The organism is Pseudomonas kribbensis (assembly GCF_003352185.1).
Lineage (GTDB): Bacteria > Pseudomonadota > Gammaproteobacteria > Pseudomonadales > Pseudomonadaceae > Aquipseudomonas > Aquipseudomonas kribbensis.
Genome location: NZ_CP029608.1, coordinates 1,024,458 through 1,039,660, shown reverse-complemented (window position 1 = coordinate 1,039,660; position 15,203 = coordinate 1,024,458). Strand labels below are relative to the sequence as shown.

The 15,203-nt window shown below is 61.8% G+C and carries 13 protein-coding genes; 1 reads left to right on the top strand and 12 read right to left on the bottom strand.

Annotated elements, in window-relative coordinates; genetic code table 11:
• Positions 1-19: 19 nt before the first annotated feature.
• The 5 genes from DLD99_RS04655 to pmbA form a co-directional block, all read right to left on the bottom strand.
• Positions 20-631, bottom strand: a complete 612-nt coding sequence (locus DLD99_RS04655) for a superoxide dismutase (protein ID WP_114881427.1) — start codon at positions 629-631, stop codon at positions 20-22.
• Between the two features lies 1 nt (position 632).
• Positions 633-1,073 (bottom strand): hypothetical protein, encoded by a 441-nt coding sequence (locus DLD99_RS04650; RefSeq protein WP_114881426.1) that lies wholly within the window; start codon positions 1,071-1,073, stop codon positions 633-635.
• A 27-nt stretch (positions 1,074-1,100) separates the two neighbouring features.
• A complete protein-coding gene (locus tag DLD99_RS04645; protein WP_114881425.1) occupies positions 1,101-2,477 on the bottom strand; it encodes a class II fumarate hydratase in 1,377 nt (458 codons plus the stop codon).
• Complete coding sequence (locus DLD99_RS04640; protein WP_114881424.1) at positions 2,458-2,865, bottom strand: FagA protein; 408 nt, start codon at positions 2,863-2,865, stop codon at positions 2,458-2,460. Before DLD99_RS04640 ends, DLD99_RS04645 begins: the two co-directional genes overlap by 20 nt.
• A gap of 160 nt (positions 2,866-3,025) precedes the next feature.
• The gene (gene pmbA, locus DLD99_RS04635) at positions 3,026-4,372 is read right to left on the bottom strand and encodes a metalloprotease PmbA (protein WP_114881423.1); all 1,347 of its coding nucleotides are present in this window, start codon (positions 4,370-4,372) and stop codon (positions 3,026-3,028) included.
• Between the two features lie 108 nt (positions 4,373-4,480).
• Here pmbA and yjgA point away from each other — a divergent pair, with 108 nt between their 5' ends.
• Positions 4,481-5,005, top strand: a complete 525-nt coding sequence (yjgA, locus tag DLD99_RS04630; RefSeq protein ID WP_085711793.1) for a ribosome biogenesis factor YjgA — start codon at positions 4,481-4,483, stop codon at positions 5,003-5,005.
• A 51-nt stretch (positions 5,006-5,056) separates the two neighbouring features.
• Here yjgA and tldD read toward each other — a convergent pair whose 3' ends face one another.
• The 7 genes from tldD to mreC all read right to left on the bottom strand — a co-directional run bounded on the left by tldD (position 5,057) and on the right by mreC (position 15,066).
• Entirely contained in the window at positions 5,057-6,499 is a 1,443-nt protein-coding gene (gene tldD / locus DLD99_RS04625) for a metalloprotease TldD (protein ID WP_085711794.1), read from the bottom strand.
• Between the two features lie 5 nt (positions 6,500-6,504).
• A complete protein-coding gene (locus DLD99_RS04620; protein WP_114881422.1) occupies positions 6,505-7,365 on the bottom strand; it encodes a carbon-nitrogen hydrolase family protein in 861 nt (286 codons plus the stop codon).
• 58 nt (positions 7,366-7,423) lie between these two features.
• Positions 7,424-11,227: a YhdP family protein gene (locus tag DLD99_RS04615; protein WP_114881421.1), complete on the bottom strand. Its 3,804-nt coding sequence runs from the start codon at positions 11,225-11,227 to the stop codon at positions 7,424-7,426.
• Between the two features lie 75 nt (positions 11,228-11,302).
• Positions 11,303-12,760, bottom strand: a complete 1,458-nt coding sequence (gene rng / locus DLD99_RS04610) for a ribonuclease G (protein WP_065260839.1) — start codon at positions 12,758-12,760, stop codon at positions 11,303-11,305.
• A gap of 58 nt (positions 12,761-12,818) precedes the next feature.
• On the bottom strand, positions 12,819-13,415 hold the full coding sequence (locus DLD99_RS04605; protein ID WP_114881420.1) for a Maf family protein: 597 nt from the start codon (positions 13,413-13,415) through the stop codon (positions 12,819-12,821).
• A gap of 62 nt (positions 13,416-13,477) precedes the next feature.
• Positions 13,478-13,969: a rod shape-determining protein MreD gene (gene mreD / locus DLD99_RS04600; protein ID WP_085711798.1), complete on the bottom strand. Its 492-nt coding sequence runs from the start codon at positions 13,967-13,969 to the stop codon at positions 13,478-13,480.
• Positions 13,969-15,066 carry a rod shape-determining protein MreC gene (gene mreC / locus DLD99_RS04595; RefSeq protein ID WP_244220778.1) on the bottom strand — a complete coding sequence of 366 codons (1,098 nt, stop codon included), beginning with the start codon at positions 15,064-15,066 and terminating at the stop codon, positions 13,969-13,971. Before mreC ends, mreD begins: the two co-directional genes overlap by 1 nt.
• Positions 15,067-15,203: the final 137 nt, after the last annotated feature.

Below are 15,203 nucleotides of genomic sequence, written 5' to 3'. Positions count from 1 at the left end.
GATTGTTTTTATAGGAGACTTAAACCAGTGCAGCCTGATAACGCGCAGCGACTTCAGGCCAGTTGATCACGTTGTAGAACGCGCTGATGTATTCCGGGCGGCGGTTCTGATAACGCAGGTAGTAGGCGTGCTCCCACACGTCGAGTCCGAGAATCGGCGTATTGCCGTTCATCAGCGGGCTGTCCTGGTTACCGCTGCTTTCCACCACCAGTTTCTTGTCCGGGGTGACACTGAGCCAGGCCCAGCCGCTGCCGAAGCGGGTCAGCGCAGCCTTGGTGAAGGCTTCCTTGAAGTTGTCGAGGCCGCCCAGTTGCTCATCGATCGCCTTGGCCAGAGAACCATCCGGTTTGCCGCCACCGCCAGGCACCATCACTTCCCAGAACAGCGAATGGTTGGCGTGACCGCCGCCCTGATTGATCACCGCCGCGCGCAGCTTTTCCGGCAGCTGCTGGACGCTGGCGACGAGTTTTTCCACCGGCCACTCGGCGTATTCCGTGCCCTCGACCGCGGCGTTCAGGTTGTTGATGTAGGTCTGGTGATGCTTGGTGTAGTGAATCTCCATGGTCTGCGCATCGATGTGCGGTTCCAGTGCGTCATAGGCGTAAGGCAGGGCCGGCAGGGTAAAAGCCATTTCAGTGGACTCCGTGGTGATGTTGGGCTGGGGCGCGGCGCGCATTGCCGGTATCCGGGTGCAGCAAGCGCTGGGTGCGCGGGTATTCGCCGTGTTCGCTGATGAAATTGAGCAGTTCGACATAGGTCTTGCTGCTCTGGCGCAGCGCGGCTTCGCGCAGGGCCGGGCGCAGGCGCTCGTCCTGCATGGTCTGCAACAGGCGTTGATGGATCGCGCACAGGTATTCGGCGCTCTCCTCCGGCTGGTTCAGACGCAGATGCAGATCGGCGAGGTTGTGATGGGAAATGACGCAGGCCGCCACCGCTTCGTCGGCATCGGCCCAGCGCTCGAACAGCACTTGCGCCAAAGCGAGGGCCTGCAGATAAGCCTCGCGGGCGTCGATCAACTCGCCCAGCATGAAGCAGCGATTGGCCCGTTCGATCGTACGTTTCCAGTGCTCCATGATGAGCCTCCAAAGCGGTTGCGGTGTTTACACGCCGCCGGCGGTGAGTTTCTCGGGATTGAGCAACTCTTCCAGCTGGCTGCGCGACAGATCGGTGTGTTCCAGCGCGACGTCGATCACCGGACGGCCCTGTTTGTAGGCTTGCTTGGCGATTTCGGCGGCCTTCTGGTAACCGATGATCGGGTTGAGCGCGGTGACCAGAATCGGGTTGCGCGACAGCGCTTCCTTGAGCCGCGATTCGTTGACCTTGAAGCTGGCAATCGCCTTGTCAGCCAGCAGACGGCTGGAGTTGGCCAGCAACTCGATGCTGCTCAACAGGTTCTGGGCGATGATCGGCAGCATCACGTTCAGTTCGAAATTGCCCGACTGACCGGCAATGGTGATCACCGAGTCATTGCCGATCACTTGCGCGGCAACCATCGCGGTAGCTTCCGGAATCACCGGATTGACCTTGCCCGGCATGATCGACGAACCCGGTTGCAGGCCCTCCAGTTCGATTTCGCCAAGGCCGGCGAGCGGGCCGGAGTTCATCCAGCGCAGGTCGTTGGCGACTTTCATCAATGACACGGCGGTAGCCTTGAGCTGGCCCGACACGGCCACGGCGGTGTCCTGCGAACCGATCAGGGCGAACAGATTCTTGCCCGGCGTGAACTGAACGTTGGTCAACTGACTGAGCTGGCGGCTGAAACGCGCAGCGAATTCCGGATGCGCATTGATCCCGGTGCCGACCGCCGTGCCGCCTTGGGCCAGGGATTGCAGGCTTGGCAACAAGTCCTGCAGATGACCGATATTGGCCTTGAGCTGCCGCGCCCAACCGTTGAGTACCTGGCTCATGCGCACCGGCATGGCGTCCATCAAGTGAGTACGGCCGGTTTTGACATGGTGATGCACCTGCTCGGCCTTGCGCTCGATGACTTGCACCAGATGCAGCAGCGCCGGCAGCAGTTGTTCGTGCAGGGCCAGCGCGGCGCTGACGTGGATGGTGGTCGGGATGATGTCGTTGCTGCTCTGCCCGCAGTTGACGTGATCGTTGGCATTCACTGGCTCGTCGAGCAAGCGGCTGGCCAGGGTGGCGATCACTTCGTTGGCGTTCATGTTGGAGCTGGTGCCGGAACCGGTCTGGAAGATATCCACCGGGAAATGCTGCATGAAATCGCCTTCAAGCAGCCCTTGGGCCGCGTCGCTGATGGCCTTGCCTTGCGCGGCGCTGAGCTGATTGAGTTCGACGTTGGCCCGGGCGGCAGCGGCTTTTGCCAGGATCAGCGCGCGGATGAACTGGGTCGGCATCGGCTTGCCGCTGATCGGGAAGTTATCCACTGCGCGCTGGGTCTGCGCGCCGTAGAGAGCGTCCACCGGCACCTGCAGTTCGCCCATGCTGTCGCGCTCAATACGTGTCTTGGTCATCTGAAAATCCTTGCACCAGTTCAATAAGAGGAATGGAGGGTTGCAACTCGCAGGTGGCGAGCCCCCAGGTGTAGCTTTGCCAGCGTTTGAGCCGGCATTTGCACAGCGACAGGCGTTCCATTTCACGCAACGGGCGCCAGGCCTGATCGAGACAGAGGCTGCGCCAGTGCCACGGCAACGCGATGTCGGTGGCCGTGTCGAGCAGCAGACGGAAAGAGGTTTCAGCGACGGTCCAGGGCGAGGTCGCCGTGCAACAGGCGAGATACCGGCCTTCGGCCAGGTAGTGTTCAATCAGACGCGGTTCGTCGGGATCCATGGCGCAACGGATCTGGCGACTCATCCAGCGCCAGCTTTCGAGGTACGGCTGCTCGTGCAAGGCAGAACTCATGATCCTGGGCTCATCCGATAATGAGATTTATTATTAGATGATAATGAGAACCAAAACAAGAGTGGCTTTTTTAGCGGCCCCGACCCGCTCAAACAAATTCCGGACACAAAAAAGGCGCGCCGCCCAATCGGGTGGCGCGCCTTTTTGTATTGGCCCGGGCTTAACTGCCGGCGACAGTCATCCGCTCGATCAACACCGAACCGGTGCGAATGTTGCTGCGCAGCTCCAGATCGTTACCAACTGCGACGATCTGCTTGAACATGTCACGCATGTTGCCGGCGATGGTCACTTCCTGCACCGCGAACTGGATCTCACCGTTCTCGACCCAGAAACCCGCCGCACCGCGCGAATAATCACCTGTCACCATGTTCAAGCCATGGCCCATCAACTCGGTGACCAGCAGCCCACGCCCCATGCGCCGCAGCAGTGCGGCCTGATCTTCATCACCATGGGTGACGAACAGGTTGTGTACCCCGCCAGCATTGGCGGTGCTCGGCATGCCGAGTTTGCGCCCGGAATAAGTGCCGAGGATGTACGACACCAACTCGCCCTTCTCGACGAACGGTTTGGCATAGGTCGCCAGACCGTCACCGTCATACGACGCACTGCCCATGGCACGCATCAGGTGCGGGCGCTCGTCGATGGTCAGCCACTCCGGAAACAGCTTCTGCCCCAGCGTGCCCTCAAGGAACGACGACTTGCGATACAGGCTGCCGCCGGAAATCGCCGACAGGAAGCTGCCGAACAGTCCGCCCGCCAGCTCCGCCGAAAACAGCACCGGCACTTCGCAGGTCGGCACCGGACGCGCACCCAGACGGCTCGCGGCCCGTTGTGCGGCACGCTGGCCGATGCTCACCGGGTCGGCCAGCAAGCTGCCCTGACGGTTCACGTCATACCAATAATCGCGCTGCATCTGGCCATCGGCCTCGGCAATCATTACGCAGCTCAAGCTGTGCCGGGTCGACGCGTAACCACCGATGAAACCGTGGCTGTTGCCGTACACACGGCAGCCCTGATGAGTACTCAACGTGGTGCCATCGGCGTTCTTGATGCGGGCATCGGCGTCGAACGCGGCGGCTTCGCAGAGCAGCGCCTTCTCGATGGCCTGTTCCGGGGTGATGTCCCATTGGTGGAACAGGTCGAAATCCTGAATATCCCTGGCCATCAGCGCGGCATCGGCCAGCCCCGAGGCTTCGTCTTCGGAGGTGTGTTTGGCAATTGCCAGCGCCGCAGCAACGGTCTCGCGAATCGCATCGGGTCCGGTAGCAGACGTGCTGGCCGAGCCCTTGCGCTGACCGACATACAACGTGATGCCAAAACCCTGATCGCGGTTGAACTCGACCGTTTCGACTTCACGCTGACGCACCGACGTCGACAGGCCCTGCTCCAGCGACACCGCCACTTCGCAGGCACTGGCGCCCTGACGCTTGGCTTCGGCGATGATTTGCTCGACCTGTTCCTGCAGTGCCGGCAATGCCTGTGGGCCGACGCTTTCAACTGCACTCATGCTCATCTCCACTCAAATTCTGCTTTCGGCTGGGGCCTTCGAGCGACCGGGCCGGACAAGCGGCCCCCGACTGGTTATCATGGCGGCGTTTCTTTGCGGACTGCCACCATGGTTGATTCTTACGACGACTCCCTCGATACGGGAGAAAAAAGCAAATCCCAGGTCAAACGCGAGCTGCATGCTCTGGTTGACCTTGGCGAGCGCCTTACAACGCTCAAGCCCGACTTGCAGGCGAAACTGCCATTGACCGACGCTTTGCGCCGGGCCCTGGCCGATGCGCCCAAGCACACCGCGAACATCGCGCGTAAACGGCACTTGCAGTTCATCGGCAAACTGATGCGCGATCAGGACACTGACGCGATTCTCACCTTGCTCGATCAACTTGATGCCTCTACCCGTCAGTACAACGAGCGTTTCCACAACCTCGAACGCTGGCGCGACCGCTTGATCAGCGGTGACGATGCCGTGCTGGAGAAATTCGTCGTCGAGTACCCGGACGCCGACCGCCAGCAACTGCGTTCCCTGATCCGTCAGGCCCAGCACGAGGTTGCGCATAACAAGCCTCCTGCCTCGAGCCGTAAAATCTTCAAGTACATCCGTGAGCTGGACGAGACTCAACGCGGTCTGCGTTGATATTCGCCACCGGGTGGCCGCACCGCGCGCCACCCGAAGCTCCATCCCTTCTTACGCGCCCGTGCCACCCACGGTGATCGCATCGATTTTCAGCGTTGGCTGACCCACGCCCACCGGCACCGATTGCCCGTCCTTGCCACACGTCCCCACACCACTGTCCAGCGCCAGATCGTTACCGACCATCGACACCCGGCTCATCGCTTCCGGGCCGTTGCCGATCAACGTCGCGCCTTTGACCGGCGCGGTGATCTTGCCGTCCTCGATCAAGTACGCCTCGCTGGTGGAGAACACGAATTTGCCGCTGGTGATGTCGACCTGACCGCCACCAAGGTTGGCGCAGTAGATGCCCTTCTTCACCGACGCGATGATTTCCGCCGGATCGCTCTGGCCGCCAAGCATGTAGGTGTTGGTCATCCGTGGCATCGGCAGGTGTGCGTAGGATTCGCGGCGACCGTTGCCGGTGCGGGCCACGCCCATCAGCCGCGCATTGAGCTTGTCCTGCATGTAGCCCTTCAGCACGCCGTTTTCGATCAGCGTGGTGCACTCGGTCGGCGTGCCTTCGTCGTCGACGCTCAGGGAGCCGCGACGACCGGCCAGCGTGCCGTCATCGACAATAGTGCAGAGCTTGGAAGCAACCATCTCACCCATGCGCCCGCTGTAGGCCGAACTGCCCTTGCGGTTGAAGTCACCTTCCAGACCGTGGCCGACCGCTTCGTGCAGCAGCACACCGGACCAGCCCGAGCCCAGAACGACCGGCAAGGTGCCAGCCGGGGCCGGAATCGCTTCCAGATTCACCAGTGCCTGACGCAGCGCCTCACGGGCGTAACCCATGGCACGGTCTTCGGCGAGGAAGTAACGGTAGTCGGTACGCCCGCCGCCGCCATGGCCACCACGTTCGCGACGACCGTTCTGCTCGACGATCACACTGACGTTGAAACGCACCAATGGGCGCACGTCGGCAGCAAGACCGCCGTCGGTCGAAGCCACCAGAATCCGCTCCCAGACCCCGGCCATGCTCACACTGACCTGCTGGATACGCGGGTCGAGGGCGCGGGTCGCGACGTCGATGCGCTTGAGCAGTTCGACTTTTTCGGCGCGGCTCAGCACTTCCAGCGGGTTGTCCGGCGCGTACAACTGAGCAACGTCCTGGGTGCTGAACGCCTGCACCGTACCGTTCTGCCCGGCGCGGGAAATCGAGCGGGCCGCGCGGGCCGCCGCGCCTAGGGCTTCGAGGGTGATCGCGTTGCTGTAGGCAAAACCGGTTTTCTCGCCGGACTGCGCACGCACGCCGACACCCTGGTCGAGGTTGAAACTGCCTTCCTTGACGATGCCGTCTTCCAGCGACCAGGACTCGGAAATCTGCCCCTGGAAATACAGGTCGGCCGCATCGATGCCTGGACCCGCCAGATCACCGAGCACGCCTTGCAGGCTCTCGATCGTCACGCCGCCGGGCGCCAACAGGTGATCACTGACTGAGGACAACAACTCGCTCATAGGTTTTACGCCTTAAATTCGTGTTCTGAAGCAGGTCGCTGTGCGCCCTGCGAAAAAAACCGCCGATGACCGGTCACCGGCATTCGCGCCCGGATGGACGCCTGTTCGTCGCTGTCGCGCTCGGCCAGCAACACGGCTTCGCCTTGTTCCTGCTGCGCCAGAACGCGGCCCCACGGATCGACAATCGCCCCGTGCCCAAAAGTTTCCCGTGGCCCCGGATGCGTCCCGCCCTGGGCTGCCGCCAACACGTAGCACTGGGTTTCAATCGCCCGTGCCCGGATCAACACGTCCCAGTGCGCCGCACCGGTCACCGCAGTGAAGGCCGACGGTGCGGTAATCAGTTCAGCCCCGGCCGCACGCAATTCGCTGTACAGCTCCGGGAAACGCAGGTCGTAACACACCGTCAGCCCGAGTCGGCCGACCGGCGTGTCCGCCACGACCACGTTACTGCCATAAGCATAGTCATCGGATTCGCGGTAACGCCCACGATTGTCCGCCACGTCCACATCGAACAGATGCAACTTGTCATAGCGGGCAACGATTTCGCCCTGATCGTCCACCAACAACGAGCAGGCATTTGACTTCGCTTCAGGTTGCCCCGCCGGTGGCAACGGCAAGGTGCCGGCCACTATCCATAACTTGAGGTCGCGGGCGGTCTGTTTCAACCACGGCAGGATCGGGCCTCCACCAAGCGCTTCGGCGCGGCCGATATCGGCGATGTCGCGACGCCCCATGGCGGCGAAGTTTTCCGGCAGCACCGCCAGCTTCGCGCCAGCGCTGGCCGCTTGTTCGAGCAAACGCCGGGCATCACGCAGATTGGCCAGCACGTCGCTCTGGCTGACCATTTGAATCACCGCTAAAGACATGGCGAACTCCGCAAGAGGTAGGCAGCCATGCTACTCCATCGGTTTGCGGCCTGGCTGATCAAAAAGGCTTGTCGAAGGTGATTTTCGGCTCTTTCCACGGGCCTTTTACGGTGTATTTGACGCTGGCGAACCGCGCCACGCGGTCACCGATCAGTTTGTCGATCAGGAACAGCGCGCCGCCGACCGCCGGTGCACCGACGATCAACGCGGCGATCGGCAGGTTGTTGGTCACCGGCAGGGTCACCAGCAATTTGGCGTCAACCTGATCGCCGACCAGATCCAGCGTGCCGTTCAGTTCAATGTTGCTCGACGGCCCGGTCAGTTTGATCGGCTCCTGCGTCACATAGACGCCGTTGTTCGCCACCAGCAAACCCTTGACCCGGTCATAGCTCAAGCCTTTGCCGAACAGGTCGGAAAAGTCGAGGCGCAGACGCCGGCCGATGGAGTTGAAGTTGAGCAGGCCGAACACCCGCAGCGCCTGGGCGCCGCCCTCGACCTCGACGAACTGGCCCTTGTTCATCGACGCATCGAGCGTGCCGGAGAAGCGCTTGGTCGCCAGCCATGCCGGCGAGCCCGGCCAGCGGCCATCGACATCCATATGGAATTCTTCGCTGGTCACGCTCGGCGCAAAGCCCCAGCCCTTGAGCACATCGGCGAGATTCTTGCCGCCGATCCGGCCCTTGTACCAACTGCTGGTGGCACCAGGTGTCCCCTCCCAGCCACCGCTGCCCTGCAACAGAATGCCTTTGAGGCCCATGTCCAGATTGTTCAGGGCGATACCTTTGGCCGTCGGCCGGACTTTCAGCGACCAGCCACCGACCAGGTCCTGGCCCTGGAACAGCTGATTGATGGTGATATCCAGCGCCGGGATCTTGGTCGGATCCACCGAGGCCAGCGGGTCAGGTGCGTTCTCGTCTGCCTGCACCGTCGGGTCCGGCGCCGGCAGGCGAACGTATTGCAGGTTCACCACAATCGGCGCGGCCTTGGCGTCTGGAATGGCTGCAGTGCCTTTGGCCTGCTGACTGTCGAGGGCCAGGGCCCAGGCGCCGGGCTTGCGATCCAGTTGCACCGCTGCCTGATCCAGCGTCGTGCCGAAGGCCGTCAGTATGCCGACCTTGAAGTCCGCGCTGCTGAGCAGTTGCTTGGCGCTGCCGCCCGGATCCTGACCGGCGTACTTGTCCACCAGATCCTGCCAGGGTTTGACATCCAGCTCCGACAACACGCCGCGTATGCGCAAGCCTTTGTTGCCCGGCAATACCGCTTCGCCGGCGCCGAGGAACAACTCGCCACGGCCATCGGCGAAATTGCTCGGTGGCGCGGCGAACGTGAAGTTGGCCAGTTGATCGTAATTGACCCAGTAACGCCGCTCCTGCCCTTGCAGGGTCATGCGGAACACCGTGTCACGCCCGACATCGGCGGTCATGCCGAACGGCGCTGGCAGATCCACCGCCACGCCCTTCATGCTGGAACTGACCATCAACTGGCTGTCGGCACCGTCCAGATTCACTTGCAACTGGTAAGGAATCGTCCCGGACACCGGCAATGGCTGAGTCACGCCGAGCCAGTCAGTGAGTTTCTTGACTTCGACCTGCCCCGACGCTGCCACCCGGGTCTTGAGTTTGCCGGGGCCGCCGTCTGCAAATATCTGCGCGGTGACCGGTTTATCGAAGGCCCGGGCGCTGATGTTCTGTCCGCTCAGGCCTTTGGCACTGTCGAATCGGAAATCACCCTTGAGCTGGCTCAATTCCAGCTTGGGCTCGGCCAGCTTCAATCGCGCATTGGCGGTCTTGAAGTCCACGAGGATCTTCGGCTGATCGCCCTTGGCCAACGGCACATCCAGTTTGAGTTTGCCTTGCAGGTCGCCCTCGCCTTCCCAGCCGGCGAAGGTGTCGGCGGTGCCGATCGGCGCTTCCTGGAGAATTTTCAAGCCGTCGCCCAGGCCGCCGGCAAACCCGCCGTCGAGGAACATATGGCTGTGCTCGCCACTCGGCACATGGGGAATATTGACGAAGACGTCGCTGACCTGGGTGTCGAGCAACTGCCCCTTGCTGGCGACAATCCTCACGCCGCTGTCCTCGATGAACACATCGCCGCTGACCTTGCTCACGTGCGGCCAGCCTGGCTGGAACGCCAGTTCGGCGTCGTGCACCTTGAAGAACAGGCTGATGCTGCGATCCGCATCTGCGGCGCCTTTGTTCAGGGAACCCTGATACTGGAAGAACCCTTGATCCACCGCCCCTTTGAGAATCGCCGTGCGCAGCCATTCGTCGAGGGCCGGGCTCAGGACTTCCGGCAGGTATTTGGCGGTGTAGCGACCGTCGCCATCCACCAGGCCGACCCGCAGGTCCATGTAGTCTTCCTGGTCGTGGTCGAAATGCAGGCGGATCAGGAAGTCGCCGGCAATCTTGCCTTCCTCGCCGAGCACCTTCAGGTACGGCGCAATCAGGGTGAAGCCTTCTTTATCGAGTTTCCAGGTCAACCGGGCGTTGGCCTGAATGTATTGCCATGGTTTGGCGAAGATCGGGTCAAGGTGCAGGACGAAGTCCTTGCTGTCCATGCGCAACTCACCGCCGCCGAGGTTGCCGGTCAGGCTGCCGCTGACATTCCGTGCGGCCGGCGCGCCGTGATAGGCGTCGAAGCCGACCTGATCGAGGTTGGCGGCGAAGCTGAATTTGCTGTCGTCGGTGGCGTTCGGGCGGAAATCCAGCAGTACGTTGCGCAAGCCGCCTGTCACTTTCAGATGCTCGACTACGGTGGCAAAGCCCTGTGGCAACGGGCCCAGCGCATTGAGTAACGGCGTGATCGGCGTCAGATCGAGGCGATCGGCCTGCAGGTGCCAGAGCTCGTCAACCTTGTCGGTGGCGGCGGTCTGCTTGACCTGCACGTGGGACTCCCAACGGGTTTCACCAAAATTCATCGCCAGGGAATCTAGAGTGACGGTCGCGCCCTCGGCACTGCGCTGGAAGTATCCGTTGAGGGCCAGGTTGTTGATCTGGATCGGCTTGCGCTCGCCGTAGGCACCGTTGAGTTGCGGAGCGTTGAGGCGGATGGCGGCGCTTTGCAGCGCACCCTCGCTCCAGTTGACCCACAGCTCGCCGCCGGCCTTGATCTCGGAGAAATTCCATTGCTGGGTCAGGCGTTCGGGCAACCATTTCGCCCAGTCGCTTTGCGGCAGGCTGACATAGCCTTCGACCGCACTGTCCTGCAACTGGCTGGCACGAATCCGCGTACGCAGGCTCAGTGCAACGGGCTGCCCGTCGGGCAAGGTCAACCGCGCGTCGAGGCGCTGGCGATTGAGGCCGGTCTTGAGGTTGAGTCCGACATAGGTAAGTGTCAGCGGCGCCTGTTCCAGCGGCTGCAACGTCACCTGACTGTCGAGCACCGACAATTGCTGGACCATTTGCATGCGGTTGAACAGTTGCTCGGGATCCATGGGCTGATCCTTCTGCACCGGCAAGCCTTCGAGCGCCCATTGGCCGTCCTCACCCTCCTTGAGGCTGATCTTCAGACCATTGAGTTCAAGATGCGCGATACGTACTTCCCGGGCCAGCAGACTGGCCCAAAGATCCGGCACGGCACGCACCCGATCCAGACGCAAAGCATTGGCGCCGTCGCCGACCATCACGTCGTGAGCCAGCAGGATCGGCGCGAAGCCGCTCCAGTTGCCTTCCAGCTCACCGATCTGCAACGGCATGCCCAGGGCGGCACTGGCCTTGTCTTCAATGTCGGCGCGATATTCGGCAACCAGTGGCGTGAGTTCCCGGCCGAGGCTGACGTACAACGCCATCAACACCAGAACCAACGCGCACAGGCCCAGACCCCAGCGAGTCAGTGCAGCCAAAATGCGTGTCAGACGTTCCATGTCAGTTGGCTCCCATGGCAAAAATACTGCAAAAAGCTGAGGCCAGCCGTTTCAGGAAAAAGGTGACGCAGGGGATCAGAGCAGCACCACGTCATATTGTTCCTGGGAATACATGGTTTCCACCTGGAAGCGTATGGTGCGCCCGATAAACCCTTCAAGCTCGGCGACGTTACCGGACTCTTCATCGAGCAGCCGGTCGACGACTTTCTGGTTCGCCAGTACGCGATAACCCTCGGCCTGATAGGCCCGGGCCTCGCGCAGGATCTCGCGGAAAATCTCGTAGCAAATGGTTTCCGGCGTCTTCAGCTTGCCGCGTCCCTGACAACTGCTGCAAGGCTCGCACAGCACCTGCTCCAGGCTTTCGCGAGTCCGTTTGCGGGTCATCTGCACCAGACCCAGCTCGGTGATGCCGATGATGTTGGTCTTGGCGTGATCGCGCTCCAGTTGCTTTTCCAGGGTACGCAGCACCTGGCGCTGGTGCTCTTCGTCTTCCATGTCGATGAAGTCGATGATGATGATCCCGCCCAGATTGCGCAGACGCATCTGCCGGGCAATCGCCGTGGCGGCTTCGAGGTTGGTCTTGAAGATGGTTTCTTCGAGGTTGCGATGCCCGACGAACGCCCCGGTATTGACGTCGATGGTAGTCATGGCTTCTGCCGGGTCCACCACCAGATAACCGCCGGACTTCAGCGGCACCTTGCGCTCGAGGGCTTTCTGGATTTCGTCTTCGACGCCGTACAGGTCGAAAATCGGCCGCTCACCCGGGTAGTGTTCCAGACGATCGGCGATTTCCGGCATCAGTTCGGCAACGAACTGCGTGGTTTTCTGAAAGGTTTCCCGGGAGTCGATGCGGATCTTCTCGATCTTCGGGCTGACCAGATCACGCAAGGTGCGCAGGGCCAGACCGAGGTCTTCGTAGATCACACTGGGCGCGCCGATGGTCTTGATCTGTTCGTTGATCTGATCCCACAGGCGCCGCAGGTAGCGGATGTCCATCAGGATTTCATCGGCCCCGGCGCCTTCGGCGGCGGTGCGCAGGATGAAACCGCCGGCCTCCTTGATGCCTTCTTTGGCCACGCAATCGCTGACCACCTGCTTGAGGCGTTCGCGCTCGGCTTCGTCTTCGATCTTCAGGGAAATGCCGACGTGGGCGGTGCGCGGCATGTACACCAGATAACGCGAAGGGATCGACAGCTGAGTGGTCAGCCGTGCCCCTTTGGAGCCGATCGGATCCTTGGTGACTTGCACCACCAGGCTCTGGCCTTCATGCACCAGCGCGCTGATGCTTTCCACGGCCGGGCCTTCGCGCAGGGAAATTTCCGAAGCGTGGATGAATGCTGCACGGTCCAGGCCGATGTCGACGAAGGCCGCCTGCATGCCCGGCAATACCCGAACGACCTTGCCTTTATAGATGTTGCCGACGATCCCGCGTTTTTGCGTGCGCTCGACGTGCACTTCTTGCAGCACACCGTTTTCGACCACCGCCACGCGCGATTCCATCGGCGTGATGTTGATCAGAATCTCTTCACTCATGGCAGGGTCTCGTTCAGGCATGTTCACGATAATGGCCGCATCTTGTTCCGTTCGACGCTTACTGCGCACTCAGGTTTTGCCAACAGGGTATGCCGAAATGGCCGAGCAGTTCTGCGCTTTCGCACACCGGCAAACCGACCACAGCTGAATAGCTGCCGTTGAGACCAGCGACAAACACCGCGCCCAGTCCCTGAATGCCGTAACCGCCGGCCTTGTCCCGAGGCTCGCCGCTGGCCCAGTAGGCGGCAGCTTCTTCATGGCTGATCGCCCGGAACCGTACCAGACTGCGCACCACTTGCGATTCGCAGCGCTCACCGTCGAGCACGGCGATGGCGGTCAGCACTTCGTGCTCCTTGCCGGACAACATCATCAGCATGGCGCATGCGTCGGCTTCGTCCACCGGTTTACCCAGAATTTTGCCGTCCAGCACCACAGCGGTATCGGCGCCCAACACGCAAAACGGTTTGTCGCTGACGACAGAGCGCTGCCCGGCCTCAGCCTTGCCGCGCGCCAGGCGCTCGACATAGGCCGATGGGGATTCATTGGCGAAAGGGGTTTCATCGATATCCGCACTGATAGCGGTGAACGGAACGCCGACCTGCGTGAGCAATTCACGCCGACGCGGCGATCCGGAGGCGAGGTAAAGCGGCTTCATCCAAACATCTCCCTGTTGAGTGCCCTGCCTCATGGCACCGGTGGGGCCCATGCCTGACCGAATCAGTTGATTTTGTAGCGCCGGCGCAATCCACGCAAAGCGAAGCTGACCCACGGCCAGAGCAAGGCGCTGACCAGTGCCGGCAGGACCAGTGCCAGGGTCGGCTGGCGGTTGCCGGTCAGGGCGCTGAGCCACAATTGCACAAGCTGCGCGAGGCCGAAGATCACCAGGATCACCAGGCACTGCTGCCACATCGGGAACATTCGCAGGCGTTGCTGCAACGACAGCACCAGGAACGTGATCAACGTCAGGATCAAGGCGTTCTGTCCCAGCAGCGTGCCGTACAGCACGTCTTCAGCCAGCCCGAGGCAAAATGCAGTGACCATGCCGACCTTTTGCGGCAGGGCCAGTGCCCAGAATGCCAGGAGCAGGGCCAGCCACAGCGGGCGCAGGATTTCCATGAATTGCGGCAATGGCGACACGCTGAGCAGCATGCCGATCAGAAATGTCAGCCAGACGATCCAGCCGTTTCGGGAGGCTTTGACACCGACCATTATTCTCGTCCCCCAGTGGTGGCCGGCGCAGTGACTGGCGGTTTGGCGGCCGGCCGTGCACTGGCAGGCTGAGCGGCCGGCGGCTTGCTCGCTGCCGGAGCCGCTGCGGGTGGTTTGGTTGGCGGCTTGCTCGCGGCGGGTTTGGCCGGCGTAGCTGCAGCAGGTGCAGCGGCTGGCGTGCCCGACGCGGCAGGAGCCTGAGCCGGTGCATTCACTGTTTTCGGCACTGTGGCCGGAATGATCGGGCCACCGCCAAACGCATCAAGATTTTCCTGGGCCTGCGCCGCATCGTTGGCACGTTCTTCAGCCGTACGGTTGTCGCTGAACACCAGCAACAGGTAGCGGCTGCGGTTCAGCGCGGCAGTCGGCACGGCACGGACAATGGCGAATGGCTGGCCGGAATCGTGGATCACTTCCTTGACCGTCGCCACCGGGTAACCGGCCGGGAAGCGCTGGCCCAGGCCGGAGCTGACCAGCAGATCGCCTTCCTTGACATCGGCGGTATCGGCCACATGCCGCAGTTCCAGGCGTTCAGGGTTACCGGTACCGCTGGCAATCGCCCGCAGACCGTTACGGTTCACCTGCACAGGAATGCTGTGGGTCGAGTCGGTCAGCAGCAGGACACGGGAGGTGTACGGCATCAGCTCGACCACCTGCCCCATCAGGCCGCGTGCATCGAGCACCGGCTGACCGAGCACCACGCCGTCGCGCTCACCTTTATTGATGATGATGCGATGGGTGAAGGGATTCGGGTCCATGCCGATCAGCTCGGCCACTTCGACCTTCTCGTTGACCAGCGCAGAGGAATTGAGCAACTCGCGCAGACGGACGTTCTGCTCGGTGAGGGCGGCAAGCTTCTGCATGCGGCCCTGCAACAGCAGGTTCTCGGTCTTGAGTTTTTCGTTTTCGGCGACCAGCTCGGTGCGGCTGCCGAACTGACTGGCGACACCTTCCCACAGCCTGCCGGGCAGGTCGGTGATCCAGTAAGCGTCCATCAGCACCAGCGACATCTGGCTGCGGGCAGGCTTGAGCAGGCTGAAACGGGCATCGACCACCATCAGCGCGACCGACAGCACGGCCAGCACCAACAAGCGCACGCCCAGTGAGGGGCCCTTGGCGAAAAGCGGTTTAATAGGCCGCTCCTCCCAGGCAAATGTTCTGTTTATTCATACGGCATCAAACCGGCCTGGATGAAGACTGACAGAAGATAAACGCCAACAGGCAGCACTGCAAA

Coding starts and splice junctions, on each gene's coding strand:
- DLD99_RS04655 (WP_114881427.1), bottom strand. CDS start 631: ATGGCTTTTACCCTGCCGGCCCTGCCTTACGCCTATGACGCACTGGAA.
- DLD99_RS04650 (WP_114881426.1), bottom strand. CDS start 1,073: ATGGAGCACTGGAAACGTACGATCGAACGGGCCAATCGCTGCTTCATG.
- DLD99_RS04645 (WP_114881425.1), bottom strand. CDS start 2,477: ATGACCAAGACACGTATTGAGCGCGACAGCATGGGCGAACTGCAGGTG.
- DLD99_RS04640 (WP_114881424.1), bottom strand. CDS start 2,865: ATGAGTTCTGCCTTGCACGAGCAGCCGTACCTCGAAAGCTGGCGCTGG.
- pmbA (WP_114881423.1), bottom strand. CDS start 4,372: ATGAGTGCAGTTGAAAGCGTCGGCCCACAGGCATTGCCGGCACTGCAG.
- yjgA (WP_085711793.1), top strand. CDS start 4,481: ATGGTTGATTCTTACGACGACTCCCTCGATACGGGAGAAAAAAGCAAA.
- tldD (WP_085711794.1), bottom strand. CDS start 6,499: ATGAGCGAGTTGTTGTCCTCAGTCAGTGATCACCTGTTGGCGCCCGGC.
- DLD99_RS04620 (WP_114881422.1), bottom strand. CDS start 7,365: ATGTCTTTAGCGGTGATTCAAATGGTCAGCCAGAGCGACGTGCTGGCC.
- DLD99_RS04615 (WP_114881421.1), bottom strand. CDS start 11,227: ATGGAACGTCTGACACGCATTTTGGCTGCACTGACTCGCTGGGGTCTG.
- rng (WP_065260839.1), bottom strand. CDS start 12,760: ATGAGTGAAGAGATTCTGATCAACATCACGCCGATGGAATCGCGCGTG.
- DLD99_RS04605 (WP_114881420.1), bottom strand. CDS start 13,415: ATGAAGCCGCTTTACCTCGCCTCCGGATCGCCGCGTCGGCGTGAATTG.
- mreD (WP_085711798.1), bottom strand. CDS start 13,969: ATGGTCGGTGTCAAAGCCTCCCGAAACGGCTGGATCGTCTGGCTGACA.